Raw genomic sequence first — 26,942 nt, forward strand, 5'->3', positions numbered from 1 at the left:
TCTCCTTAACTCGAATAAGCGGAACGGACTTGCAAGCGATGAAAGTAAAATAAAAGAACTAAGGTTTGCCAACAACAATGATTTAATTTATAATTGTATACATAGATATACGATGCATATGATTACTATGTATAAAAAGGCGGTGACTGAGTATGAAAGTGAATAAAGAACTGCTCAAAGGAAGTACAGGTACACTTATTCTAACCCTGCTAAACAAGCAGGATCTATACGGCTACGAGTTGATCAAAGAGCTTGAGCGAAGCTCAGATGGAACATTTGTTTTGAAAGAAGGCACGTTATATCCGATACTCCACGGGATGGAGGCGGAGCAGTGGGTGGAAGCTTACTGGCAGGAGGCCGAAGGTCGTAAACGTAAATATTATCGGCTCACAGAATCGGGCAGACGTCAGCTTCAGGAGAAAAAGCAAGAATGGCAATTATTTCGTAATGCCGTAGACCGTGTATTGGGGGAGGGACAGGCATGAGGAATCAGCATCCTCTGGTGCTAGAGTATTTGGATGAGGTTTGTCGGCAAATAAAAGCCAGGGAGCTTCGCAAGGAAATACGGCAGGAGTTGGAGGGACACCTGGAGGAGCTAATGTCGGAGAAGCGGGAGCAGGGGATGGATGAGAAAGCTGCTGCAGGCTTTGCTATTGAACAAATGGGGCAAGCCTCCGATGTCGCTGCAGGACTTAACCATGTACATAAACCAAGCATCCCATGGGGATTGCTCAGTTGGCTGATGATATTAATAGCAGTTGCCTTAGTAACCATGTACGCCTTAGATCTAAGCTATACAGCGCAATCTACCTCTATGGGCAACGAACGTATGTTTTTTAGCAAAGCTATCTTTACTGGTATTGGATTGCTTATACTGTTTGTGCTGACAAGGATCGATTACCGCAAGCTATTGGGTTATTCCTCAATGTTATATGGTGGCACTATCTTGCTTATGATTCTTGCCATCGGATGGGGTCCGCAGGTTAATGGTGGCAGCAGTTATTTGTCAATAGGTCCTTTCATTATCGATGTGGTTGGAACGAGCCCTTACTTGCTTCTAATAGCAGCGGCTGGAATGTTGAACCATATGGGAACGGGTAAAAAGGTTTTCATGCTGCAAATTATTTTGTTCATTCTAATACCCGTATTGTTATATGTAAAAGCACCTGCAACTGCTGCGCTTTTTATGTATATTCCTGCTTATCTACTATTATTAATTGCATCAGGCCGCAATTGGCGGTTCATTGCACCGCAAGCATTTACTTTCCTTGCTATAGCAGTATGCTTTATCATTGTGCATCCATGGAGCAAGCAGCGTTTGAATGCTTTTCTCCACCGCCAAGAAGCTTCAGCGGATGCAGGCTGGGTGTACATACAAATCGATAATGCTATCCGTTCGGCGGGCTGGTGGGGACACGGCTTTGCTTCCTTTAACCAGAGGCTGCCCTATGCCTATTCGGATACCGTCTTCACCTATATTATTTACAGCCTAGGCTGGTTCGCCGGAGCTTTTGTATTGTTCAGTGCTTTATCGTTTGTAGTGCAGCTGGTAAGGATGACCTTACAAGTCAGGGATTCATACGGCAAAATGCTGGTCTGCGGCTTAGGCTTGCTATTCACCATTCAATTCGGTTGGAGCATCGGAATGTCCTTAGGAGTTCTGCCAATCGTTTCAATTGCGTTTCCATTTGTCAGCTATGGTGGCAGTCATCTGCTCATTCAGCTGGCGGCGGTTGGGATGATCTGCAGTGTATACCAGCGCAAGGATATGATTCGCATAGTTCGAACGAAGTAAGTGGGCATTTTGAAATGTTACTTTTAATATATAAAATAGGTCCTTTATGCCTAATTATCGTATGTTTTGTAAGGTTTTTGTAAGGGGGCATGTAGTAATATAAATCAGTAAAACTCTTGGGAGCGATCATGGAGGTTTCTTCTCTATGTTGTTTTTGCAGGGGGGTTTATGTTCATTGATAAGTATATAGAGGAGGAGAAACCATGTTGTCAAAAGAAGGCCGCAGTAAGATCAGCGCGGTTCTTACTTTTGTGCTGCTATTTAGCATGCTTATGCCCGCTATGGCATTCGGCGCTACTGTAGTTCAATTGAAAGATATCGCAGATTCTTACGCACAAAAAGAAATTCAATCTTTGGTCGACGGAGGTATTATCAGCGGATATGAGGATGGATCTTTCCAACCGACTAAAGCGATGAGCCGTGCAGAGTTGGCTAAAATTATTGTGTTATCTCAAGGCTTGAAAGAAAATGCAGAAAAAGCGTCTGCGTTCACAGATGTGGATAAAAATAGCTGGTATAGAGGCTTTGTCGGAGCGTTGGTTGAATCCGGGATTACACAAGGAACTTCAACAACATCCTTCTCACCGGATGCGAAAGTGACGAGAGAAGAGCTAGTTGTTTTCTTTGTTCGCGCTTTGGGTCTTGAGGAAGGTGCCGGTAAATTAGCGGTTGATGCAAAATTGTCCGATTTGAAAGAAGTATCGAGTTGGGCACAAGCACATGTATCGTTAGCTTATAAAATCGGTTTCGTAAACGGGATCGAAAATAAGGACGGCACATTGAAATTCAGTCCAAAAGAAAGTGCTGAGAGGCAAGCTTTGGCTCGTTTAGCTTATGAGTTCAAAACAAACAAGTCCAAATTTGTTGATAAAGCTAAAGAAATCGTCAAAGTTGATGCATTGCTAGAAGTTAGCTCAGTATCTGCTGTTAATAACACGATCGTAGAAATCGCCTTTAATAAGGAAATTCCGTCACTTAATGCGTCGGATTTTACATTTGACAATGGTTTGTCAGTAACGGGTGCCACATACAAATCCGATAGCAAATCCGTAGTCTTATTGACTACGAGTGTTCAAACGATCGATCAAGTGTACAAGCTTAGCTACAAAGGCAAAGACACAGGCAAGACCATCAAGGGAGTAGCCTTCATTGTTACTAGCGGCGGCGGTGCTGGCGGCAGTTCCCGTTCTGAGACTAGAACCACGGATCTGCAAAAGATCAACAGCGGTGGTGTTTTTGATAATCTGACTATTACATCTGGAGGTCCTACTCCTATTGGACCCGCTAGCGGTACTACCAAGATTAACGGCACATTAACCTTAGACCCTGGTAAAGACGGCGAAATTTCGTTGCAAAACGTAGAAGCGGCTAATATCGTTGTAGCTTCAGGTAGCGAAAACTCGATCAAATTCCAAAAAACCAAAGTTAAAACGCTGAAAGTAGCAGCAAATGGTCAGACTAGCCAGGTTCGTATTTTGTCCCTATTGGGCACAGAAATAACGAATACGGATGTCCAGTCTCAAGTTATTTTAGAATCTGGTGCAGGAAGTCTTGGAAATATTAACATTGGTTCCGGCGCGTCAGGAAAAGGTATTGAGCTTAGAGGAACAATTACAGGTAATGTGTACGTTAATGCAGCTGGGGCAACTATTACAATTGCGGCTCCAAAAGAGCTTAATGCAGCAGCAACTTCCATTGCGTCTCTTGAATTGGGAGCTAATGCAACAGTTACAGCAAATGAGAACACTACATTGGGTTCTGTGAGTATTACGGGTCCAGGCACAAGTGTTACATTTGGCGGTACAGGTGAAATTAACTCGGTTACAGTTACTGAGGCTGCAATCGGATCTACATTGAACCTTTCAGCAGGTTCAGATATTAGCAGCCTTGTATTACAAACGAATGTAACATTGACAGGTGATCCAGAAGCAATTGTTAAAATTAAGGATCATATTATTGAAGACGGTGGTACAGCCGGTATATCCAAGGATAGTATTAAAAAGTTCGTTATGGATGCCATTGCAGCTATTCAAAGCTTCAGCGAATATTCAGTAAGCAAAGAAGATGAGATAAAAGCAGTGGGTCAAAAAATTAAGAGTGCTAGAGATTTAGGTTTAGTGGATATGGATATTTCTAACTTAAACGTGTTCGATTCCTTGTACTCATTAATTTACTCCTTAAAATCATCTGTTGTTGCTGAACTAAATTCAGCAAAAGCAGTATTGGCAATCGGTTATGTTTCTGGTGACTCCGCTTCGGGGGCGAAATCCAACCTTACTCTTCCAGAAACGGCCGGGAATGGTACATCCGTTGCGTGGGTTTCCTCCAATGTTGATGTAGTCAGCAATAACGGTGTTGTTACTCGTCCGGCAGAAGGCAAGGGGAATGTAACGGTAACATTGACTGCAACGATTACGAAAAACGGATTGACTGTTACACAGGTATTTACTGTTGTAATTACTGCACCAGGCAATACTGCAGGAACGCCAACTTTAGTATCACTGACAAGTGAGCCGAACAGTGTATCCCTCAGTACTTATGGCGCTACAAAGCAGTTGGTGATTACTGCCAATTATTCAGACAATACTCAAGCAATCGTAAATAGTAATGAAGTAGGCTACAGCGGTAATAATCCGTTCGTAGCAAAAGTAAGCAGCAGTGGTGAAGTTTTAGCTGTTGCTAACGGGTCAACGGTTGTTACAGCTACTTACGGAGGACAGTTTGTAAATGTACCGATAACGGTTAATGCGCCTGTGGGTTCCGTAACTAGCGTGACGTATGTTACTTATAATACTTCTAGTGTTACAAGCTCTGTGTACGCTGGACAAACAAATAATGGGCCCGGGAACCCCCTTCATATTCCCGCAGAAAATGCTGGAAACTTCTTAATCATACAATTTAGCCATAGCTTAGCAGATGTTACTGATATGGTGCTGCGCACCAGCCCAATTGATTTAGATTTGGCATTCACGATTAGAGATGATACGTATCTTATAATTAAGTATTCGAGCACTTTACCTGTTGGAGCGCATACAATTGATATCAACGGGATAAAGTCGGATAATAGTCCATTTTCCGTAGCTGTATACGTATACCAAGACTAGTCTTATCCTCTGAGTCAACCTTCGGGTTGACTCCTTTTCTATTTAGAGCGAGAATAATGACAACACCATAGATTAAGCAAAAATAAAGGGTGATTGTGTGAAGCCTCTAGATTTCATTGATATTGAACAAAAGCACGACACTAATTATGAAAACATGGTTTTCCATATAGAGTCTGTCATTATGGCTGGGAGTAAAGTGAGTGGGGATGAGCTTGCTCAAATTCCGGCGGCTATTGCACAAAAGTCACCCTTGCTATTGAAGTTGCAGGGGGAGCTGTTAATGCGCCGAGGAGCGCTGGTTGAAGCGAAAGAAGTGCTGCTGTCTGCTGTACAGGGCTTTGCGAGGCAAACCTTTCAGAGTCAGATGCTGGACGCGCTGGCTCAACTGGCGATGGTTAATTTGAGCTTGGCGGAATGGCAGGATGCGAAGACGATCCTTCGATTTTTAAAGGAAGAATGGCTGAGAAAGGAATCCCCAACAAGCGGACGGGTACTGCAAGCATTGGCTTGGGGCAGTTATTTGCTGAATGAGGCTGGGCATGAGGAAACCTATTTCAGGGAGGCTTGGGAGCAATTTAAACAAGAGGGTGACAGCCAAGGGGTTGTTGACTTATGCTTGGACCTTCTTCTGTCTTGGAGATCCGAAATGAGCGAGCAGGAGCGCAGGAAGATCTACTACTATGCAGAACAGAAAATGAATCTCGATCCCTTATATCTTCCCGTTCATAACATGGCCTTAGGTCTACTAAGTGCTGACCAATTAAGGTGGGGAGATGCTACAGCGATTTTAGATGGTGTGGATACATCGCAAATGTCTTATTATCATGCTGTCCTTTGCTTAATCCAGCGTTTTGAAGTCCGCATGAAGGCAAATTGGAAGGATGAACGTGCACTATGGGATGAGTTAAATCGTGCTCAGCTCACGTTTGGCTGCGATTTGAATCTACAATTTCAGTTGGGCATGCTGCATTATACACAAGCTGAAAGCAGGGGGCAAGCAGAGCTTGCTGAGGCTGTGCTTTATAAATTGATGGCATGGCAGGAGCTGACTCGAAGCCCCAACCAGGCTGAATGGCTGAAGCAGATCCACATGAAAAGGGAAGCGCACAATGTAGCGAATGAGCAAAGGGATGGATGGGAAATACGCTGCTTTGGGAATATGACATTTACTCGTGTGGGCGTTGAGTTTAAGGGTTTGAAATGGAAAAGGAAAAAGTCACTGGAGCTGTTCCTCTATCTGCTCATCCAACCTGACTACTCAGCTCCCAAGGAGCATATTATGGAAATGCTGCTGGGACAAGGGTATGCAGATAAAATGAATAACCAGCTGTATGTGATTCTGCACCAGTTGAAGCAAACCCTTAAACAGGAATTACAAATTGACCCTGCTATTATCATTAAAGACGGAATTATCCGATTACATAAGGGACAGATAAAGTCTCTCGATTTAGAGCAATACCAGTCTTATATTCATGAAGGGGATCAGCACTGGAGCGAGAAGCCAGCTCTTGCTGTGAGCTATTATGAACAGGCTTATGTCATGTATGGGGAATTTATGTCGGAAATCCGATATCTAGATTGGGTAGATGCTTATAGAGAAACATTGCAGCATACTCAAGTAGTCATCATACGGAAATTGGCGTCTTATTATAAGGGTATCGGACAGCATGAACAGGCAGAGGTTTATTTCAACCGATGGCTTGAGCTTAATCCAACTGATGAGGAAGGCTTTCAAGAATATGTCGTGCATTTGATAGCTACGGGGCGTAAGCAAGAGGCTAAGCGTGTTCAGCGTAAATGGGATAAGCTAGTCAGTGAGGAGCAGGGAGCGACCGATTTTACTGAGCTGGAGGAGCGTTTTTTGTAATAAGTGGATCTCATGATAAGGTTACCCTTTGATTCAATATGGCGTGAAAAAGGATGGTGTTTCGCAGAATGAAGCCCTCTTTGATCAAAGAAGTGAGAGTTTCAGGCGGTGCTTTTATTATTGAACTACAAGGTGAATTCACGAAAGATGCGGAGCAGCCACTGATGAGCTTGCGGGATTGGAAGCAAGGCCTTGGTGAGAATGTCAGAGTGTTGATCTTTGATTTCCAACAGGTGTCTTCCATCAGCAGCAGGGGTATTACTCTATTAATGCGAATCGCCTGTTGGGGGGCAGAGGGTAATTATCAAGCTTTTGGACATGGGGTTGCGGAGCATTACCAAAAGCTGTTTCGGCTGCTTGGATTAACGCAATTTATGATGATTTACCCCGATGAGTATTCGATTTTGCAAAGGGTTGAGGGAGTGGCGGATTAAATTAAGATTAAGACTAACTAGAGGATAGGGCTAAGAGCTTAGAGGATGCTGCCGGAAAGGTAGCGTCTTTTTTTGTTGAGCAGCAGGGTAATGCTTGTTCACAATTCAGACACAAAACTTTAAGCTAATTTTCAGATTGGCTTAATCTTACATTATTGTTTCTCTTGTATATTTTGTGGGTGGTTAAGCTGCTATCAAAATGGACATGGCTTATAGTAGAACATTTTGTTTCGAATGGAGGTTGTAAGACGTGCTTGAAGTAAAACAGGTTAGTAAATTGTACGAAAACCAAAGAGGGGTTCACAGCATCGACTTCTCCATGAAGCGTGGCGAGATTGTCGGATTTCTGGGTCCTAACGGCGCGGGTAAAACAACTACGATGCGGATGATTACCGGTTATTTGAACCCGACCCATGGTTCTATTGCAATCGATGGGTTATCAATGGCAGACCATCCAAAGAAAGCAAGGCAGAAGATCGGTTACTTGCCGGAGACACCTCCGCTGTACCCTGAAATGTCAGTGCAGTCCTATCTGCAGTTTATCGCTGACTTGCGCGACATTCCGGCCAAGGAGCAGAAGCGTCGCATTGGCGAAGTTATCGAGCGGCTTGGTCTGCAAGGACGGGAGCGGCAAGTGATCCGCGGATTATCCAAAGGCTACAAGCAGCGGATGGGACTAGCGCAGGCCATCCTGCACAATCCCGATTTGCTAGTGCTCGACGAGCCGACCTCAGGTCTCGATCCGAAGCAAATCATTGAAATTCGCCAGCTCATTCGCGAGCTGGGGGAGAACCATACGGTGCTGCTTAGCACGCATATTTTGCCCGAGATTAACACGTTGTGTAACCGCGTGTTAATTATCAATCAAGGGCGAATCGTGCTGGACGGGCATCCTGACCAGCTGGCGCAATCGATGGGCGAGACATTCGAGGTCTCGCTTGAGGTGAAAGGGCCGCGCGAGGCCATTTTGGCCGAGCTTCGCGGCCTGCCGCAGGTCGCCAGCGTGAAGCCGCTGGCGGAAGAGCCCGCTGCCGCTGCTGGCGCGGCAGCAAGTGCAACGGCTGCGCTTGCGCAGCAGCCGGAGCAAGACGCGCCCGAGCAAGGCGTGGGCGCGCAGGAGCAGGCCGAGCCTGCGGCGTGGCCTGCAGAGACCTTCACGGACGGCGCCGAGCCGCCGACCGTGAAGGTCCTCGTGTCCGCGGCGGATCGCGCGGACCTTCGCGAAGCGATCTTCTACCGCATGGCCGAGCTGCGGTATCCGATCCTTGCGATGAAGAAGGAAAGCTTGAGTCTGGAAGACATCTTCCTCAAGCTGACCACGAACGAAACCATCGATGCTGGCATCGGAAGCGGGGATTCCAGCTCGTCCGACGATTCTTCCCATTCGCCCGACTCAACAGATACCAATGACAAGGGGGTGAATCCACATGCGTAGAACCTGGGCCATTTGCAAAAAAGAGCTGCAAATGTACTTCTACTCACCGACCGCTTACGCGGCATTTGCTTTCTTTTTCCTAATATCGGGCTACTTTTTCAGCTCCTATTTTCTGTACCCGCCCAATATCATTGATGTTCGGCCCATTGTGGGCAACGTAACCTTTGTGTTTTTGCTAATTATTCCGCTGCTGACTATGCGCCTGGTATCCGACGAACTGCGTCAAGGGACCGATGAGCTGCTATTAACATCTCCAGTCAGTATCACCGAAATTATTGTTGGTAAATATTTGGCTGCGTTAGTCGTGCAATTCCTCCTCGTGGTAGGCTGCCTGCTGTATCCTTGGATTATGAGCTCCTATGGAACCTTGGATCAACCGGTGCTGTGGCTTTCTTACTTGAGTATGTTTTTAGTAGGGGCAGCTATGATGGCCGTCGGATTGTTCGCATCCTCGTTGTCCGCACACCAGATGGTGTCGGGGATTACAGCGTTTGCGATATTGTTGATGTTCTGGACTATTGAGTGGTTAGGCGACAGTGTCGGCGGTAAAATCAAGGACTATCTAGGTACGTTCTCCCTTATTAGCCGAACCTCTGACTTACAAAAGGGTGTTCTGGATTTCTCCGACGTTCTGTTTTATGTGACCTTGACCATCGTGTTTATCATATTAAGCATACAAGTGCTCGAAAGAAAGCGCTGGAAATAAGCAATCTAAGTTTTACGAGACATTATGCTTTCGAAAAAGGTTTTGCCTACGCAAAACTCAGTACACGCTTTCGAAGTAAGCTTTGCGATGCAAAGCTCAGACTATGCTTTCGAAGAAAGTTTTGCTTACGCAAAACTCTAAGGGGGAAAGGACATTGAATAAGTGGATTCGCGGTACGAATGCCGTTGTATTGTCACTGGCGGTTATCGGCATTTTTATCGTTCTGACGATTTTTCTAAACTCCACGAAAAGTTTGCAGATCGATTTAACACAAAATAAAAAGTTTACGCTATCCGACAAAACAACAGAAACCTTGAAGGCGCTCGATAAGGATGTACATATCATTTCTTTAACGAGTGATCAGACCGACCCTTATATTAAACGCCAAGTGGATGAGCTGGTGCAGGAATATAAGAAGCGCAACGGCAAAATCGTGTTCGATGAATACGATATTGTCAAACAGCCTGCATTAGCCAAGCAGTATGAAGTCGATCCGTCGGGAACGCTTGTGGTGGAAAGTGGAACCGTGAAGAAGACCTTGTATTATGCCGACATGTTTATCCCGGGACAGCAGCAGGGCGAGTACAGGTTCAGTGGGGAAGAGAAGCTGACGCAAGCGCTGGTTAATTTAAATGTGAAGGAAAAAAGCAAGCTTTACTTCCTATCCGGCCATAACGAAATCCCATTGAATCAACTGAATCTATGGCGCAGCGGGTTGGAAGGCGAAAATTATGAAGTGAAGGAACTGAATTTGCTTCGTGAAGGTAAAATTCCTGATGATGCAGAGGTCCTGTTCATCATTGGCCCGCAGAATGACATCAGCGATAAAGAAAATGAAGTCATTAAGGAGTATTTAAAAGGAAAAGGTAAGCTTTATGCGGCGCTAGGCTTTAACAAAGATATGGAGAAGCAATGGAAAAATATTGACGGACTGCTGGCGCAGTATGGCATTAAGGATCAGCACGCGATTGCGATTGAGCCCAAACAGAGCCAATTATTCGATCCATTGACCATTATTCCCGAGTATGGTTCCCATGCCATTACGAAAAAGCTTCAGGATTACAATTTATTGACCATGATGAACCTGGCCGTTACGTTGAATACGGAGCAACCTGTGGCTGATTATACGACTACGGTGATCTTGAAGACTACAGCTAACGCTTATGGGGAAACAGACATTGAGACCTTAACGAAGAGCCGTACAGCTAAAGATGATAAGGATATCAAAGGGCCATTAAATCTGGGCTATGTCGCAGAAACAAAAGAAAACAAGCCAAAAGCAGTTGTGCTAGGAGGCTCGTCCTTCCTCGTTGACAATGTGATTCAGCAGCAGGGCAACCGTGATTTCGCCCTTAACAGCGTCGGTTGGCTGCAGGAACAGAAGGATCAGGTCACGATTCGTCCACGTGAGGGCGATGCGATTAAGCAAGCCATGATTACCGGTAGTCAGGCGAGTTCAATCTTTTATGGTACCGTGCTGTTATTCCCACTGCTCTTCCTGATCGTCGGAGGGACGGTTTGGTGGAGGAGGAGGAGAGGATGAAACGGCTGATTCCGACACTCTTGTTGGTCATTATTTGTATCGGGGGCTTCTGGTACGCGTCCAGCAAAGACTTTTTCAAGGAAAGCAAGGCTCCTGCTGCTTCACTTGTGAAGGTGAACAAGGATGAGGTAGCAAGCTTCACGATTAAAGTGGCCGATGGCGAAATCGAGCTGCAGCGCAAAGATGGCAAATGGACGATGAGTAAGCCATCTCCTCTGCCCCTTAATGATTACAGTGCCGATGGCTGGATAGAATCGTTCAATTCGCTTAGTAAAGACAAGACCGTTGATGCTAATGCAGCTGATCTGGCGCAGTTTGGTTTGGATAAACCAAGCCAGCAGTTCAAGGTGACTTTAAATAATGGTTCCTCCCATACGATCAGTATCGGTGCTCCGGTAGCCATTCAAGGCTTCAGTTATGCGATCCTCAGCGGATCACCGGAAGTATTCCGGCTGAGCGATTCCCAGTCCAAGCCGCTGGCCATGACTCCGATTGATTTTATGGAGAAAAGTCCGGTTAAGCTGGAGTATGACCAGATCCGCAGCATGAGCGTGGAATGGAAGGGTCAGAAATGGGCGATTACAAAAACGGATACCGATAAAAAGGCATATGAATCCGACTGGAAACTGGATGAGAAAGTCGTCAAGGGGCCAGATGCAAACGAATATCTTAGCAGGCTGAAATTCCTCTCGACGGAACAGCCTGCCCGTCCGGCAAGCGGCATCAAGATGAATTCGCCTGAGCTGAAGGTAGAGGTTAAATCTGTAGATGCCTCCCAAAAGGAGATAACGACCGTATATCTGGGTAAAGTCGAACAGGATAATGTATGGTTCATGAAGGAAGGCACAGAGTGGGCGTACGCCGTACCAGCTGATTCCATCCAAGAGCTGGCCAATAAAGATCTGGCGCAGCCTCAGGCGGAGACGCCTCCTGCGGGCCTTGCACCTGGTACTCTGATGCAACCGCCAACAGGGATTCCCGCACAGCCACCGACCAAGTAAGGCATGCTGCAGCTTGGATGCGTTACAGTTGACGTAACGCAGTTGGGATTCCGTTGGAAGGTGCAAGCTTGGCTCAGCACCCAAGAAGCTGTTTAGCTCTTGTGAGTAGCGATTTAAGGGTGTGGCGGTGTAGTAACGCGTTATCCGATATTGATCAACATTTTCGGCAAAACCAAACATCCCGTTCTCCTTCTGGAGCCGGGATGTTTTTTTACTTGAGAGAGTTTAATGCCTTAACTGTAAACTAAAGTGTTGGGGTGCTCTTCTTAATTGCAAGTCAATTATTCCGGAGCTTCTTCTCCGCTCGGTTTCCATCCATCCCTACCTGCCAAAATACGCGCAGGAGTCATCTGCTCGGCTTCTTCCTGCGTCAGCAGCTTAGACCAGCCGACCCGAGCGGGCTGATTAGCTCCGGGACCTGTGCTGCCGTACTCGTAATATCGCACGGTTGCTTCATTATTGGGATCATTCCAATGATCCCATCCCTCCGCATGAATATGAGCTCCCATCCAGGTATTAATGAAGGCTGTGTGAGCGAACGGACGCCAAGGCCGTCCGAGGAATACAGTGCCATTATCTGCAGCTCCGGTTAGACGGCAGTTAAGAAACACATAGCCGTAAGGCTGGTAATGCTCGGTGGAAGCGGCAGTAATGTAACCGTCGCGCAGGCTGTGAATTTCACATTCTTCGAACACGACAGTAGCTCCTCCGAAGATAAAGTCGACATGTCCTTCAATGTAGCAGCCGTGGAAATAGTTCCGGCCTTTGCACGTATACAGCGTATCTTGATTACCGAACAGAGAGACGTTACGAACGGTAATGCGGTCACCGGCAACGTAAAGCGCCAGCGCTTGACCAATCTCGGGACCGTATCCGGCTGTGTTTTGGACGGTTAGGTTTTCCAATCGGCAATCATCCCCAGCCATCGTTAATACAGGTGTCAGGAAGGTTCCGATCTCTTCTCCATCTGCTCCGACAATCCGTGCGAATTCATTATTGCTGAGAATGGTACCTTCGCGGCTTTCTCCTACCAGCCATATTCTCGTTTTGTTATCAGGGATGATGATTTTCTCATGATAGACCCCATTTTTAATGAGAATACGGGTATCCTCTTGCCAATGCACACGAATGGCATCAATAGCTGCCTGTACACTAATAAAATCGCCGCTGCCGTCTAGGGCCACTGTTAACTGCCGCATATTTTCGCCTCTTTCTAATGATAGAGAGGAACACCGGTCATCCGGTGTCCCTCTCTTGTTATCTTCTTATCCTACATTTTTCTTATTTTTTCGTCCGTTTAGCGTTCTCTTCTTTATACTCGTCCATCAGCTTTTGACCACCGGATTTTTTCCATTTCTCGATCTCAGCTTGATACCCAGCGTCATCTAGTTTACCCATGATGTACTTGGTTTGAGCGTCATAAATCATTTGCTCCAGCTCTTTGCCGCGTTCGCTGTAAGTAGCTGAGATGAATGTCAAGGCCGGGTTAGGAATAGCGTTTTTCATATTTTCTTGAGTAACTTTGTTTCCTTTTTCCCCGATCGCTACGTCTTTAAGAGGTGCAACGTTATAGCCTTCGATATAAGGGAAGTTATCACGGTAAGGCTTAACCTCACGTTGGAAAGCGGTGAAGTCTGTAAATTCAGTGCGGTTATCTGATGTTTTTACATAGTGCTTGTTCTCAATTCCGCGCATTAGCAATGTAGCCATTTCTGGATCCATAAGCTGATCTAGAAATTTAAGAACGCGTTTCACTTCTGCTTCTGTTTTTACCGAGGATTTCGGGATTACATAAATACCGGAGTTGCCTGTTTGACCTGCTACACGAATGCCCTTAGGTCCTTCAAGAGGAGCTACATCTACCACGGCTTTAGGGTCTACTTTGGTTAGACGATCCTGTTGGCTTTTTGCTGTATTGGCAACCGCAATTTTGATGCCTACACGGCCGGAATCGAACATTTTATCCGCTTCAGTGGAGTCCAGAACAGCAAAGTCTTGGTTAAGCAGTTTCTCTTCATAAAGCTTGCGGTACATTTTCATAACGTCGGTATACTCTGCAGACATGAATTCTGGAATGACATTTCCGTCCTTAGTAATTTCCCACTTGTTAGGTGCACCCATACCTACTGCAAAACGAGTTGTCAAAGAAGTTTGACCTTCATTGTACCTTTTAAATAAGACAACCCCGTAAGTATCGTTTTTGCCATTTTTATCGGGATCGTTCAACGTCATCGCTTTCGCTACATTGTACCAGTCATCAATGGATTTCGGAACCTTCAATCCCAGGTTATCCAGCCAATCTTTACGATAAACGATCGCTGCACGAGCAATTTCGGAGAAAATAGGAACTCCGTATACTTTTCCATCTACTTTAATGTTGTCATAAAACTGTTGGTTTTGAGCGGATAGGTTTTTGTAATCCTTCAGATAAGGACCAACCTCCCAGAACAAATCGGATTGCATGTTACTGATGATATTAGGTACATATTGGACCTTAAGCAGCTTAGGCATTTCGCTTGATGCGATCATAACGTTAACCTTATCATCATAGGCGGAGTTAGGAATCCACTGAATGTTTAGCTTTGTATTTGTATACTTTTCAATGGCTTGGCTGATTTCGTTTCCATCATTCGGAATGTCTCCTACTTGCGTCAAAGCTATTGAAACTGGAAATGGAGTTGTATCTGAAATGGGACTACCTGCTGATTCTTTTCCACCGCCGCAGCCTGCAACTATCGAGCCGGCCATAGCAAGTACACTTAAGGATGCCAGAGTTTTTTGTTTGTTCATTAGTTTCTCCACCTTTTTTCTCTAGTTTAAACTATGATTTTTCTTTATCTTAGTCACTCGCCATATTATCCATCTTATTGCGGCTTCAAGCCAGACACTGGATTTAACTTCTTAATGACCATGCACTAGCAGCGCGGTTTATCACACTTAATGTGCTTGATTTAACATGTTACATGCCAAACTTAACCCATGTTATCTTGCTTTATTACTATTAGATAGCTAGGGGACGTGGCTCGCTCAGAAGGAAAAGGAAATTATGCATAGGGCTTCCACAAACTGGACAACCTACTTTTGACAACATGAAAGGAGGCCAATCGATGTTTACACAACAACAGCAACAACAAGGAAGCACGGTCAGCTCTAAGGAGTTGGCATACATAACAGACTGCTTGAAAAATGAGGACCTGCTGGCCAAGCTAGCTGTACAATCCGCAGCAGACAGCCAATCCCCGCAGTTAAAGCGTGTACTGGTCCAACTTGCTCAAGACCGTCTGCAGCATACGGATCAACTGCTTAGAACTCTGCAGCAGCAATCACAATTGACTCATTAATCGCACAGGAGGTGCAGCACTATGTATCAGCAAACATCTACAAATCAATATAACCAGCAAAGCAATTCGAATACACAGCTAAAAGAACAGGACTGGGGTAATCTGGTGCTGAGTGAATTAAAGCGAACGGCGCGTGAATATACTACGGCGGCTTTAGAAGCAGAACATCCGGCTATTCGCCAAACCTTCCAAACAATTGCACAGCACACCATGCAGGATCAGGCGGAGCTATTCGCAGTTCTGTCCCAGCTGAGTGGTTACGGTTCGATTAAAGCAGCCGATCAGCAAGAAATTCGGCAAGAGCTTCAACAGCAAATTCAAAAAGCGGAGCAGCTCCAATCCTTCGTTCAACAGGCAGTGCAGAGCAATATGGCGGGAACAGGGCAGCAGCAATATGCTAATACGGCATACCAGACCTCGCAGCCCTATCAACAGTCGATTCAATCGCCTTCTTATCCGCAGTACTCTCAAGGTGGACAGGGACAGAGCTACGGAAATAGCTATGGACAAAGCATCGGCAGCACCCCAGGCTACAGTCAGAATTTTAATCAAGCTATCCAAAATACCAGCCTTGGCTTTACACAAAATTCGAATACGGGTTATAGCCTGAATCAATCATCCGGCTCACAAAGCGAGGTTAATGATTATTCGGGTACCAGGGGCTCTTTTACTGGAGGGCAGGATTTCAGCAGCTCATCAACGGCCAGGATTGGCCAAGCATCCATGTCAGCTGCGGCTAATCAAGACTATAGCACAAATAAATACAGCAGCAGCGTGGATACTTCCTTCTCCAAAAACGCACAGGATAACTATAGTTCGTCAACGGCTGAACGGGGTGGTAACAGCTTTAATTGGAGCGGATCCGATGAGAATGACAGTACTTCGGCATCCGCATCCTCACAGAACCGCTCTGCCGAATCCATTGGCAAAAGCTTCATCTAACATTGAAATTGCCCATAGAAATGCAAATACCCCTCTGCAAACTGCAGAGGGGTATATTTGTTGTGGAGGGATAGATGAATTCGCAGCCTTAGTTTTAGGTTTTAGGTGAATAAAAACTGTAAATTTTTATTTAAAAATCAGGTATAAATAACTATTTAAGCACTTGAAAACGGTGTTTGTCCATGATAAAATTTATCTAAATTTGTAGTATAATGTCGAATATGGTCGAAATGTGGATCTGAAGTAGAGGATGGTGTCCGAGCAACGCCAAAAAATAGAAACGGATCAGAGGATTTCATGAGTAAGGTGTATTTAGAAATCATATGCGGCTAAACAACTATTTTACAGAGGGTGATACTATGAAGTGGTTTATGAACTTGAAGACGTCGGTAAAATTAATTTCAGCATTTGTAACTGTAGCAATAATTGTAGCTATTGTCGGTATGTATGCGATTTCAAACTTGAAGATGATGAACAATCTTATCCAAGTCATGTATGACAACAATCTTACGTCGATTCAAAGGTTATCGGCCGGGTTATACAGCTACCAGAATGCTCGTGTTGCAACGCGGGACATTAGCTTGGCAGCAACAATGGCGGACAGGGATAAACAGCAGAAGGATATTCAGACATACATAAAAGAAATACAGGAACAGATGGATGTTTATCGCGGCACAACGCTTTCTCAACCGGAGAAAGAACAGCTCAAAACCTTTGACACCGTATTTACGGCCTATTTGAAAAGTATGGACACAGCGATGCAGTTGGCTGACAAAGAGGATAAAAGCGAATACATAAAGTATCAAAGCTCGGAATTAGTTCTTGCAGGAAGCAAGGTCAGGGAGAGTTTAACGAAGCTGATAGATATTAATGTGAAGCTGGCAGAAGAAACTAATGCGCAATCAGACGAAGCTTATGCCTCTGCACGCATGATGACCATTAGTATTGTTATTGCGGCTTTTCTAATTAGTATTTTGATGGGTTATGGAATAGCTCAGTCGATTGCGCGGCCTCTATCCCGAATCGTAGGCTTAGTGGCGAAGGTAGCGCACGGCGATTTGCAAGAGAAGGCGGATATTAATACGAAGGACGAAGTAGGTCAGTTAGCTGCTTCTATTAATCAAATGATCAATAGCCTGCGGAATCTTATTGGGGGAGTTATACAGTCGTCCCAAAGCGTGGCAGCAGCCTCCGAGCAAATTTCAGCAAGTACGCAAGAAATCGCAAGCAGCAGCACTAATCAAGCTCATTCGGCACAATCCATAACGGAATTGTTTAAAGAACTGAGTGTGGCAATCAATTCCGTTGCTGAAAGTGCTGAGCAAGCAGCTGAATTATCGAACATAACGGTGAAAACAGCAAGTGAAGGCGATAAAGTAGTACAAGCTTCTGTTATGGGAATGCAAGCGGTAAGTCATACAATGGCCCGTTTAGAAGAGGATTCTCTGAAAATTGGCGACATCATTGAAGTCATAGATGATATTGCCGATCAAACTAATTTACTTGCACTGAATGCAGCTATTGAAGCGGCTAGGGCAGGGGATCAAGGAAGAGGGTTTGCCGTTGTAGCCGATGAAGTTCGCAAGCTGGCTGAGAGAAGCAGTGAAGCGACCAAGGAAATCTCGGCTATCATCAAAGTGATGCAGGCCAATACGAAGCAAAGCGTAATGGCTGTTACGGACAGTGTGGCACAATCTTCCCAAACTGGGGAAGCCTTTCAGAATATCATTAGAATGGTGAATGATTCCTCCCAGAAAGTGAATGAGATTGCTGCGGCCTGTGAGGAAGAAGCGGCGCAAGCATCGGAGGTTATGCAATCTGTGGAGTCCATATCCTCGTCCAGTCAGGAATCAGCGGCGGCATCAGAAGAAACGGCAGCGACTTGTCAGTCGCTTGCGCAGCTTGCAGATGAACTCAATACCTCCATCACTATTTTTAAAATTTAAGCATGCGGATGTGATCCTATGGCAACAGTACAACAGGACCAATACATTGAGATGACTGTCGGCGCTGAAGCTTATGCCGTCAGAATTGAAGAAATTCATGAGATTATTAAGATGCAGACCATCACTGAAATTCCTCACTGCAAACCGTATGTGAAGGGAGTCATTAACTTAAGAGGTAAGGTTGTCCCAATAATCAGTTTTCGGAATTTGTTTGGATTACCTGAACAATCGTTTACGAAGGCTACTCGTATTGTGGTTGTTAAGCATCGTGAAGAATCAGTGGGAATTATTGTGGATCAAGTGAACAAGGTAACCACGTTTCCTGATATTCAGCCTCCACCCGAACATGTAGCTGGCGTAAGCGGAGCCTATTTCTTAGGAATTGGACTTCGGGAACAGAAGCTAGTCGGGATTTTGAAACTGGATGAAGTGCTGCTGCGCGACTAAAGGGAGGCGGATTCTAATGGAAGACCTATCAGCCTACCGGGAAGCGTTTATTGAAGAACTGGTGGATCAGCTTGAACGTATGGAGCAAGACTTGCTTTCTATGGAAAAGGACACATCGGAGGAAATAGTCCAATCCATCTTCCGTTCCGCCCATACCATTAAAGGCTCCTCAGCTGCTATGGGTTTTGACGAGATGAAGTCTTTAACTCATGAGGTGGAGCATTTACTGGATATGGTGCGGGGAAATAAGCTTGAGGTTGATTACCGACTTGTTAATTTGCTATTTGGTGCTTTGGATGTGTTGAAAGCACTGCGTGACGAATATATGCGTGGACATAACTATTCGGATATTTCCAAATTGTTATATGACCTGCGGAATTTCGCCAAGGGTGCAGAAGCACTCCCTCAATTGAAGAATTTACCGGGGCTCACTTTAGAGCAGTCGCTCAGGCTGGAGGAAGCGGTGGAGTCTGGGCTGCACCTGTTAAGAATTCAGCTAAGTTTGACGGACGACTGCCCCATGAAAGCCGCGCGGTTTCACTTAATTGCTCAAGAAATAACAAACCAATACGGTGCTATTATTTTATCCGAGCCGTCAGTTTGGTTTAATCAAGAGGATGTAACAGCGGATGAGGCCTATTCTGAATCCGTATTTTTAGTAAGCACCTCTCTGGATATCAGGGACGTGCAGAATCAGGCGTCACTCCTTACGGATGTGAGGTTTGCTAATGTGGAGCCCTACAAGTCGCAGTTAAGTAAACAGGAAGGCACTCCATTGCCTGGTCCTAAAGAAACTGTAGTAGAAGAAAAAAGTAAACAGGGACCTCAAACTATTCGCGTCAGTGTTGAGCGGTTGGAGCATCTTATGAATCTGGTGGGAGAGCTTCTTATTGATCAGACCTCGCTCTCCCAGCTGAAACAGTCGGTGTCCCATCGGTTTGCGAATGAACCATTTGTAGAGAGGCTAAGCGACATAACCGATCATATGTCCAGCATCGTGGAAGAGCTGCAAGAAAGCGTCATGAAAGCACGTATGCTGCCTATTGAGCATTTGTTTAACCGTTTCCCTAGAATGGTCAGGGACCTTTCTCAGAAGCTGGACAAAGAAATCGAGTTAGTGTTAGAAGGTATGGAAACGGAGCTGGACCGGACACTTATTGAAGAAATAGGGGATCCCTTGATTCATTTAATACGCAATGCGGTTGATCACGGTATTGAACCTGCAGAGGTGCGTGTTGGCAAAGGGAAGAGAGCCAGAGGCCGTGTCCGCCTAAACTCGTATCATGAGGATAATCAGGTTGTTATTACCGTAGAAGATGATGGAGCGGGGATTATTCCGGAGCGGATTAAAGCTTCTGCATTGCGCAAGGGGATTATCTCAGAGGAGGAAGCGGGTAGACTTTCTGACCACGGCGCCATATGTCTAATCTTCCAGCCGGGCTTTTCAACGGCTGCATCGGTTAGCGAGGTGTCCGGACGAGGTGTAGGTATGGATATTGTCCGTAATCAGATTGAGAGACTTAATGGCTTAATAGACATTCAGTCTACTCCCGATCTGGGTACTTGCTTTACGGTTCGCATCCCGTTAACATTGGCAATTATCACAGGTCTGATGGTAAAGGTCTGCGATCGTGATTTCGTAATTCCAATGAATAACGTAATTGAGATAGTTCGTGTCCCTATGGAAGAGATTCAAACAGTACAAGGGGAGAGCGTTATTGTGATACGCGATCAGGTAATCCCTCTTGTTTGGTTGTGCGATGCACTACAATATACTAAAGGGAAGATTCAAGGTAAATTCATCCCTATTGTCGTAGTGGGCTCGGCAGAAAAGAAGCTCGCATTGGCAGTTGACGAGCTGCTCGGCAATCAAGAAATTGTTATCAAAACGTTAGGAACGTTTTTAGGGAAAATTCCTTTTATAGCTGGAGCTACAATACTTGGGAATGGTCGAGTTGCCCTAATCCTAGAAATTTCCTATTTAATCCAGAAGTTAAAGAAGAACAAAGCTAGAGTCGTTGTATGATAGGCTTGCTTCGATAGCCGCGCAGCGTCCGCATTCTAGCTGATTTATACAAGTGGGTTCTTACTCTTGCGAATATTCAAGAGTAAGAACCTTTTTTGTCATTAGTTCGATTATATCGTATCTATCTAACCTTAGAGATGCAAAGGTATTTGTCTTTCATATAACGATATGGACTAGCACATTTTTCCGTGGTTCCCCATTGGCGATAGAGAGTGTATAATGCGAAGGGGTGTTCCCATCAAAACAAATTTGACACAGATTCAGGGGTAGCTTAGACTAATTTTTAGGGAACAAAAATGATACGTCGCTTCATTAATAAAGTGACTAAGTATTGCTGGGAGGCACGGCCTTTTGTTATTGGATATGAAGCAATGGAAGCATGTTTTTAAGCTGGACCCTGACCGTGAGCTTTCGGACGATCAGTTGGACCGTCTCTGCTTATCAGGAACAGATGCCATTCTGGTTGGCGGGTCCTCGGGTGTTACCTATGATAATACGGTTGATTTGCTTGCGAGAATTCGTAGATATGAAGTGCCTTGTGTACTGGAGGTCTCCAATCAAGACGCTATTGTGCCGGGGTATGATTTATTTTTTATACCCATTGTATTAAATGCACGGGATCCGCAATGGATCGTTGGGCATCATCATCAAGCGCTTCGTGAATATGGAGCTATTCTGGATTGGCAGCAAGTCATGACAGAAGGCTATATTATGCTGAACGGGGAATCGACTGCCGCATTAATTACAGAAGCCGATACTCAGTTGGATACAAAAGACGTTGAAGCCTATGTGAGAATGGCCGATCGGTTGTTTCATTGTTCCATTGTGTATCTGGAATATAGCGGAGTGTTCGGAGATATGAATATCGTATCACGCGCCCGAGATTTGCTGCATCATTCACGGCTTTTTTACGGAGGCGGAATTGACGGTCCTGACAAAGCGCGCGAAGCAGCCAAAGCGGCACATACCGTTGTGGTCGGAAATGTGGTTTACGAGCAATTTGAACAGGCTCTGGCAACAGTTGAGGCAGTTAAAACCATTTAAAATCATTTATTTGTTAGTAGTATCACTTACTTCATTTTATTAAAAATAAATAAACTCATATAAGAAACCGTTATCGAAGGGATTAGATATTATGAATGAAACCATCGATTTATTTGCATCTATAGATTCTTTGAATCCTCAGCAAAAGAAAGCTGTCGAGGCCGTGGACGGACCTCTTTTAATTATGGCAGGAGCAGGCAGCGGCAAGACCCGGGTGCTGACGCACCGCATCGCTTATTTGATTGCAACGAGAAGGGCTGCGCCATGGAGCATATTGGCCATTACCTTTACAAACAAAGCATCGCGCGAAATGCAGGAGCGGGTTAGTTCGCTGGTCGGCCCGAATGGCCGAGATATCTGGGTATCTACTTTCCACTCCATGTGTGTGCGCATCTTGCGCAAGGATATTTCACGCATCGGCTTTACCAACAATTTCACCATTCTTGATTCGGGCGATCAATTGTCCGTAATTAAAAACTGCATGAAGGAGCTCAACATCGATACCAAGAAGTTCGAGCCCAAAGCAGTTCAAGCAGCAATGGGCGGCTACAAGAATGAACTGAAAACTCCGGAGATGGTTGAAAGTACGATCGGGGATTACTTCGACGGCCTCGTAGCAAAGGTGTACAAGCTGTATCAGAAAAAGCTAAGGCATAATAACTCACTGGATTTTGATGACTTGATTATGACGACGATACAGTTATTTAAAGAAGAGCCCGAGGTGCTGGAATTTTACCAAAATAAGTTCCAGTACATCCACGTTGATGAATACCAGGATACGAACCGCGCTCAATATATGCTTTGTTTAATGCTGGCGGATAAGCACAAGCGCATATGTGTTGTTGGAGACAGTGACCAGTCGATTTACCGTTGGCGCGGGGCCGATATTAGCAACATCCTCAATTTCGAGCAGGATTATCCGAAGGCGACGACTATTTTATTGGAACAAAATTATCGTTCTACCTCCACAATTTTGACTGCAGCAAACAAAGTGATTGCTAACAATACGGGCCGCAAAGCGAAAAATTTGTGGACCAGCAAGGGAGACGGCAGCAAAATACGCATGTACCAAGCGGATTCCGAGCATGAGGAAGGGTATTTTATTACAAGCGAGATTAATAAACATATAGCTAGTGGCAAAAGATATGAGGATCATGCCATTCTTTACCGGACCAATGCTCAGTCACGTATTATAGAGGAAATACTGATCAAATCGGATATTCCCTACCAAATCGTGGGCGGAGTCAAGTTCTATGATCGTAAAGAAATTAAGGATATTCTCGCTTATCTGCGGCTTATTTCCAATCCCAATGATGACATCAGCTTCGCGCGGGTTGTAAATGTGCCGAAACGGGGGATAGGCGATACGACGGTTGATCGATTAGCGGAAGCCGCAGCTCGCAGAGGCGTTTCTTTATTTACGGTCCTTGAGGAAGTGGACGGTATGGAGATTGGGGCAAAGACGAAGCATGCTCTGGCTGATTTCCGCGAAATGATCGACAACCTGCACCGCATGGTCGACTATTTATCTGTAACGGAATTAACGGAAAAAATGCTCGAGCTTACCCAATACCGCCTCGAATTTCAACGTGAAAAAACGATTGAATCAACCGCGCGGCTGGAAAATATCGATGAGTTTTTGTCCGTTACGATGGATTTTGAGAAGCGCAACGAGGACAAAACGCTGATCTCTTTCCTTACCGATTTGGCGTTGATTGCTGACATCGATTCCTTGAACAAAACCGAGGAGGATAAGGCGGACAGCAGTAATGCTGTCGTATTGATGACTATGCACAGTGCCAAGGGTCTAGAGTTTCCTGTTGTCTTTATTATAGGTATGGAGGAAGGAGTATTCCCTCACAGCCGTGCATCGAATGACAACGAGGAGCTTGAGGAAGAGCGCAGACTTGCTTATGTAGGCATTACGCGTGCGGAGCAGGAGCTGTATCTCACCTGCGCCAGAATGCGCACCTTGTTCGGGCGTACCAACATGAACGCCCCCTCGCGATTCCTTACGGAAATCCCTGAGGAGCTGCTGGAGCTGGCTTCGCCTGGCCGCACCATTGGCGGCCGCTCGGGCGGCGCCTCACCGAGCCGTGAGAGCCGCTACGGCTCCACGGGCAGCTTCGGCGGCGCCAAGGCCCCGGCGGCTCCCGCCTCCGGCGGCAGAACCGTCAGCTTCCGGTCCTCCGTGCCCGGAAGCGAAGCTCCAACCAGCGTAGTCCGGCCGGCTGCGGCAAGTGCTGGCGGCGCTGCCGCCGGGTCGCTGCCCGATTTCAAAATGGGCGATAAAGTCGCCCATGGCAAGTGGGGCATCGGTACCGTAGTCGCCATGAAAGGCTCCGGCGACGACACCGAGCTGCAGATCGCGTTTCCTGCGCCTGTGGGAGTGAAGCGGCTGCTCGCCAAGTTCGCGCCGATTACGAAACAGGGCTAGCAGCTTTGCTGTGAGCCCAATATAGCATCGTAATGCTTTTGTGTAATGTTTATTCGCCAATGCTTCTATTAGGAGAGGACGGTTTTCTTTATGCAGGATGCCATTGAGGCTATGAAAGCCCTCATCGAAGAAATCAACCATCATAACTATTCTTACTATACATTAGACCAACCGAGCATCGATGATGCTGATTGGGATAAGCTGTACGACAAGCTTGTGGCGCTGGAGCGGGAGACAGGCATGATTTTCCCTAACTCCCCCACACAGCGAGTCGGGGATCAGCTGTTGAAAGGCTTTGATGAGCATAAACACAGGGCACGTCTGTGGAGCTTGGATAAAGCGCAGAACCATGAGGAAATCATGCTCTGGCATAACCGTGTCCAGAAGCTGGTTAACGAGTACAATAACCAGCATCCGGAGGAGCAGCTGCCTGCGCCATCCTTTGTCATTGAACTTAAATTCGACGGCCTTACCTTAAACCTTACTTATGACCAAGGGGTTTTGGTACAAGCCGCTACACGCGGTAATGGGACGGTAGGGGAAGGTATATTAGCCCAAGTTAAGACCATTCGTTCTATTCCGATGGACATACCTTATCGTGAGGGCATTGTTGAAATTCAGGGCGAAGGCATTATGAACTTGTCCGTGCTGGAAGCATACAATAAGACGGCGACAGATCTTTTGAAAAATGCCCGCAATGCGGCGGCCGGCGCGCTGCGTAACCTGAACCCTAAGGTGACGGCGACAAGGAAGCTTAACGCTTATTTTTACAATGTGGGCTATACGGATGGTCTTGCTTTTAAAGATCATCAGGAAATGGTCGAGTTTTTGCGCAGCAATCGATTTAGGGTTAGTCCGTTCATTCATTACTACGATTCGATTGAAGCGGTAGTGCAGGAACTGGAGAAAACAGCTTCCCTGCGCCACACGTTTGATTTTCTGATAGATGGGCTGGTAGTGAAGGTCAATGATATGCGTACGCGCGAGGTGCTTGGGTATACGGATAAATTCCCTCGCTGGGCGGTCGCTTTTAAGTTTGAGGCGGAGGAAGTGGCAACGACCTTACTATCCGTTTCGTGGGAGGTAGGCCGCACCGGCAAAATAACGCCTGTCGCCAAGGTAGAACCGGTCGATATAGCTGGGGTCACCGTACAGAACTGTACTCTAAACAATATCGGCGACATTGAACGCAAAGGCTTGAGACATGCACTAGGCAGTCAAGTCTATATTCGGCGCTCTAATGACGTTATTCCCGAGCTTCTTGGAAAAGTGACGGAGGAGCCGGATGGCCAAGAGATTGTATTTCCTGAGCAATGTCCTTCGTGCGGCTCTTTGCTTGAGCTGAAGGGGGCGCATTTGTTCTGTTTAAACAGACTGGAGTGCCGACCTCAGCTGATTGGGAGAATCACGCATTTCGCCTCGCGTGACGCTATGGATATCGACACTTTCAGCATTATGACGGCCGAACAGTTGTATCAAGAGCTAAGCGTACGGGACCCTGCGGACTTATATCAGCTGCAATTTGATGACTTAATCAAACTGGAGCGGTTTGGCGAGAAGAAAGCAACCAAGCTGCTGGCTGCATTTGAGAAGAGCAAGCAATGTGATCTGGCTTCATTTTTATTTGCACTAGGCATCCCGAATACGGGGAAGACAACCACCAAGGTGCTGGCTGATCACTACCGCAGCTTGAATAGGCTTATGGAAGCTACCCCGGAGGAGCTTATCACGTTGAATGATATCGGCGGCATTGTTGCTGAGAGTATCGTAAGCTTCTTCCGTGATCCTGTTATGCAGCAAAGTATAGAGCGGCTTATTCAAGCTGGAGTTAATCCCACAAGTGAAGAAGCCCCGGTTATTGTAAACACAGACAATCCGTTCTTTGGCAAAACCATTGTTCTAACAGGGACGTTAACCGTAATGAGTCGTGATGAAGCGGGCAAAAAGCTGGAAGCTATGGGTGCCAAAATCACTGGAAGCGTGTCGAAAAAAACAGACATTGTTATCGCAGGAGAAAGTGCGGGAAGTAAATTGACTAAAGCTCAGGAGCTGGGCATTCGTATAATTGATAATGAACAGGAGCTGTTGCAGCTACTGGGAGAGGCTTAAAAGCCTCTCTTTTTTTATACTTTCTTATATGACGGACGATGGGTTAAGCGACATGTGTGGACTCTCCGAGCAATTTATTGCAAAGGTTCGTTCGATTTCTCGGAAAATGCTGCTCCTCTCAAACAGCTTTGCATAAATTGATATCCTAATGTACATTCTTTTTAAGGGCTGGGTAGTAATCCTGAGTAAGTAAGTCAAAGTCGCAATCAAATACAAAAGGGAATACTGCTGTTGTTGACATCCCTAAACACTACCGTAATTTCAATAATGGGATAGAGCTGCGTGTTTAATGTGGTGGTTAACTTCTAGGGAGTAAGGATTTAAGAATAACATGTTGAGCTTATAATCTCAGGCAAGAAAATGAATAATATTGTGGTGGATAGCAGTCTGTTAAAGTATTTGGCTAGAGGTCGCATTCATCAAGGATCTAAAAGGGTTTGGCGACGTGATAAGAGCTATTTCATGCTCATTCATAAATAATTGAAAAAAATAGTTGCATTTAGTATCGCATCTATGGTACATTACCACTTGTCGCCGCTGAGCCGGTGATGAATTATAAAGAAACAGCATGAATATGGAAATAAAAAAGATGTTGCAATGTACAGTCGTTTCTGGTAAGATAAATTCTTGTCACGACAAAAACAGTGACATCCAAACAGCACTGAAAGCTCTTTGAAAACTGAACAAATGATGGTTGAATGCCATAATGAATTACAAGAATTGCTAGCATTACTTTTGAGCTTAAGACAAGCTTGCGTTAAACGG

19 protein-coding genes are annotated in these 26,942 nt (G+C 45.6%); 17 read left to right on the forward strand and 2 right to left on the reverse strand.

Annotated elements, in window-relative coordinates:
- Positions 1-152 precede the first annotated feature (152 nt).
- From GC093_RS18440 to GC093_RS18480, 9 genes are all read left to right on the forward strand, one after another.
- Entirely contained in the window at positions 153-485 is a 333-nt protein-coding gene (locus tag GC093_RS18440) for a PadR family transcriptional regulator (protein ID WP_171653354.1), read from the forward strand.
- Entirely contained in the window at positions 482-1,795 is a 1,314-nt protein-coding gene (locus tag GC093_RS18445; RefSeq protein WP_171653355.1) for an FtsW/RodA/SpoVE family cell cycle protein, read from the forward strand. The genes GC093_RS18440 and GC093_RS18445 overlap by 4 nt, the downstream gene beginning before the upstream one ends.
- Before the next feature lie 203 nt (positions 1,796-1,998).
- Positions 1,999-4,899: an S-layer homology domain-containing protein gene (locus GC093_RS18450; RefSeq protein WP_171653356.1), complete on the forward strand. Its 2,901-nt coding sequence runs from the start codon at positions 1,999-2,001 to the stop codon at positions 4,897-4,899.
- Positions 4,900-4,996: 97 nt separating this feature from the next.
- Positions 4,997-6,766, forward strand: coding sequence for a bacterial transcriptional activator domain-containing protein (locus tag GC093_RS36650; RefSeq protein WP_171653357.1), 1,770 nt, complete (start codon positions 4,997-4,999; stop codon positions 6,764-6,766).
- A gap of 68 nt (positions 6,767-6,834) precedes the next feature.
- A complete protein-coding gene (locus tag GC093_RS18460) occupies positions 6,835-7,200 on the forward strand; it encodes an STAS domain-containing protein (protein WP_216624689.1) in 366 nt (121 codons plus the stop codon).
- A 250-nt stretch (positions 7,201-7,450) separates the two neighbouring features.
- Complete coding sequence (locus tag GC093_RS18465) at positions 7,451-8,635, forward strand: ABC transporter ATP-binding protein (protein WP_171653359.1); 1,185 nt, start codon at positions 7,451-7,453, stop codon at positions 8,633-8,635.
- Entirely contained in the window at positions 8,628-9,341 is a 714-nt protein-coding gene (locus tag GC093_RS18470; protein WP_171653360.1) for an ABC transporter permease subunit, read from the forward strand. The genes GC093_RS18465 and GC093_RS18470 overlap by 8 nt, the downstream gene beginning before the upstream one ends.
- Positions 9,342-9,495: 154 nt before the next feature.
- A complete protein-coding gene (locus tag GC093_RS18475) occupies positions 9,496-10,884 on the forward strand; it encodes a GldG family protein (RefSeq protein ID WP_171653361.1) in 1,389 nt (462 codons plus the stop codon).
- Complete coding sequence (locus GC093_RS18480; RefSeq protein ID WP_171653362.1) at positions 10,881-11,885, forward strand: DUF4340 domain-containing protein; 1,005 nt, start codon at positions 10,881-10,883, stop codon at positions 11,883-11,885. Before GC093_RS18475 ends, GC093_RS18480 begins: the two co-directional genes overlap by 4 nt.
- A gap of 281 nt (positions 11,886-12,166) precedes the next feature.
- Here GC093_RS18480 and GC093_RS18485 read toward each other — a convergent pair whose 3' ends face one another.
- Both GC093_RS18485 and GC093_RS18490 read right to left on the reverse strand, forming a co-directional pair.
- Positions 12,167-13,084, reverse strand: coding sequence for a pectinesterase family protein (locus GC093_RS18485; RefSeq protein ID WP_171653363.1), 918 nt, complete (start codon positions 13,082-13,084; stop codon positions 12,167-12,169).
- 82 nt (positions 13,085-13,166) lie between these two features.
- Positions 13,167-14,675, reverse strand: coding sequence for an extracellular solute-binding protein (locus tag GC093_RS18490; protein WP_171653364.1), 1,509 nt, complete (start codon positions 14,673-14,675; stop codon positions 13,167-13,169).
- Between the two features lie 317 nt (positions 14,676-14,992).
- On the opposite strand from GC093_RS18490, the gene GC093_RS18495 reads away from it, so the two are divergent.
- The 8 genes from GC093_RS18495 (at position 14,993) to ligA (ending at position 26,177) form a co-directional block, all read left to right on the forward strand.
- Positions 14,993-15,226 (forward strand): hypothetical protein, encoded by a 234-nt coding sequence (locus GC093_RS18495; RefSeq protein ID WP_171653365.1) that lies wholly within the window; start codon positions 14,993-14,995, stop codon positions 15,224-15,226.
- Between the two features lie 21 nt (positions 15,227-15,247).
- On the forward strand, positions 15,248-16,168 hold the full coding sequence (locus tag GC093_RS18500) for a spore coat protein (RefSeq protein WP_171653366.1): 921 nt from the start codon (positions 15,248-15,250) through the stop codon (positions 16,166-16,168).
- A gap of 359 nt (positions 16,169-16,527) precedes the next feature.
- A complete protein-coding gene (locus tag GC093_RS18505; RefSeq protein WP_171653367.1) occupies positions 16,528-18,114 on the forward strand; it encodes a methyl-accepting chemotaxis protein in 1,587 nt (528 codons plus the stop codon).
- Between the two features lie 18 nt (positions 18,115-18,132).
- On the forward strand, positions 18,133-18,561 hold the full coding sequence (locus tag GC093_RS18510; RefSeq protein WP_171653368.1) for a chemotaxis protein CheW: 429 nt from the start codon (positions 18,133-18,135) through the stop codon (positions 18,559-18,561).
- A 16-nt stretch (positions 18,562-18,577) separates the two neighbouring features.
- Positions 18,578-20,587, forward strand: coding sequence for a chemotaxis protein CheA (locus GC093_RS18515; protein WP_171653369.1), 2,010 nt, complete (start codon positions 18,578-18,580; stop codon positions 20,585-20,587).
- Between the two features lie 351 nt (positions 20,588-20,938).
- Complete coding sequence (pcrB, locus tag GC093_RS18520) at positions 20,939-21,631, forward strand: heptaprenylglyceryl phosphate synthase (protein ID WP_246314732.1); 693 nt, start codon at positions 20,939-20,941, stop codon at positions 21,629-21,631.
- Positions 21,632-21,722: 91 nt separating this feature from the next.
- The gene (gene pcrA, locus GC093_RS18525; RefSeq protein WP_171653370.1) at positions 21,723-24,068 is read left to right on the forward strand and encodes a DNA helicase PcrA; all 2,346 of its coding nucleotides are present in this window, start codon (positions 21,723-21,725) and stop codon (positions 24,066-24,068) included.
- Positions 24,069-24,158: 90 nt separating this feature from the next.
- Positions 24,159-26,177 carry an NAD-dependent DNA ligase LigA gene (gene ligA, locus GC093_RS18530; RefSeq protein WP_171653371.1) on the forward strand — a complete coding sequence of 673 codons (2,019 nt, stop codon included), beginning with the start codon at positions 24,159-24,161 and terminating at the stop codon, positions 26,175-26,177.
- The last annotated feature ends 765 nt before the right edge of the window (positions 26,178-26,942 follow it).

The sequence above is a fragment of the Paenibacillus foliorum genome (genome assembly GCF_013141765.1).
GTDB lineage: Bacteria > Bacillota > Bacilli > Paenibacillales > NBRC-103111 > Paenibacillus_S > Paenibacillus_S foliorum.

Excerpts from the sequence above, each read along its gene's own strand:
- GC093_RS18505 (WP_171653367.1), top strand. The coding sequence starts at position 16,528 with ATGAAGTGGTTTATGAACTTGAAGACGTCGGTAAAATTAATTTCAGCA.
- GC093_RS18510 (WP_171653368.1), top strand. The coding sequence starts at position 18,133 with ATGGCAACAGTACAACAGGACCAATACATTGAGATGACTGTCGGCGCT.
- ligA (WP_171653371.1), top strand. The coding sequence starts at position 24,159 with ATGCAGGATGCCATTGAGGCTATGAAAGCCCTCATCGAAGAAATCAAC.
- GC093_RS18515 (WP_171653369.1), top strand. The coding sequence starts at position 18,578 with ATGGAAGACCTATCAGCCTACCGGGAAGCGTTTATTGAAGAACTGGTG.
- GC093_RS18440 (WP_171653354.1), top strand. The coding sequence starts at position 153 with ATGAAAGTGAATAAAGAACTGCTCAAAGGAAGTACAGGTACACTTATT.
- GC093_RS18490 (WP_171653364.1), bottom strand. The coding sequence starts at position 14,675 with ATGAACAAACAAAAAACTCTGGCATCCTTAAGTGTACTTGCTATGGCC.
- GC093_RS18445 (WP_171653355.1), top strand. The coding sequence starts at position 482 with ATGAGGAATCAGCATCCTCTGGTGCTAGAGTATTTGGATGAGGTTTGT.
- GC093_RS18470 (WP_171653360.1), top strand. The coding sequence starts at position 8,628 with ATGCGTAGAACCTGGGCCATTTGCAAAAAAGAGCTGCAAATGTACTTC.
- pcrA (WP_171653370.1), top strand. The coding sequence starts at position 21,723 with ATGAATGAAACCATCGATTTATTTGCATCTATAGATTCTTTGAATCCT.
- GC093_RS18480 (WP_171653362.1), top strand. The coding sequence starts at position 10,881 with ATGAAACGGCTGATTCCGACACTCTTGTTGGTCATTATTTGTATCGGG.
- GC093_RS18495 (WP_171653365.1), top strand. The coding sequence starts at position 14,993 with ATGTTTACACAACAACAGCAACAACAAGGAAGCACGGTCAGCTCTAAG.
- GC093_RS18485 (WP_171653363.1), bottom strand. The coding sequence starts at position 13,084 with ATGCGGCAGTTAACAGTGGCCCTAGACGGCAGCGGCGATTTTATTAGT.
- GC093_RS18450 (WP_171653356.1), top strand. The coding sequence starts at position 1,999 with ATGTTGTCAAAAGAAGGCCGCAGTAAGATCAGCGCGGTTCTTACTTTT.
- GC093_RS18460 (WP_216624689.1), top strand. The coding sequence starts at position 6,835 with ATGAAGCCCTCTTTGATCAAAGAAGTGAGAGTTTCAGGCGGTGCTTTT.
- GC093_RS18500 (WP_171653366.1), top strand. The coding sequence starts at position 15,248 with ATGTATCAGCAAACATCTACAAATCAATATAACCAGCAAAGCAATTCG.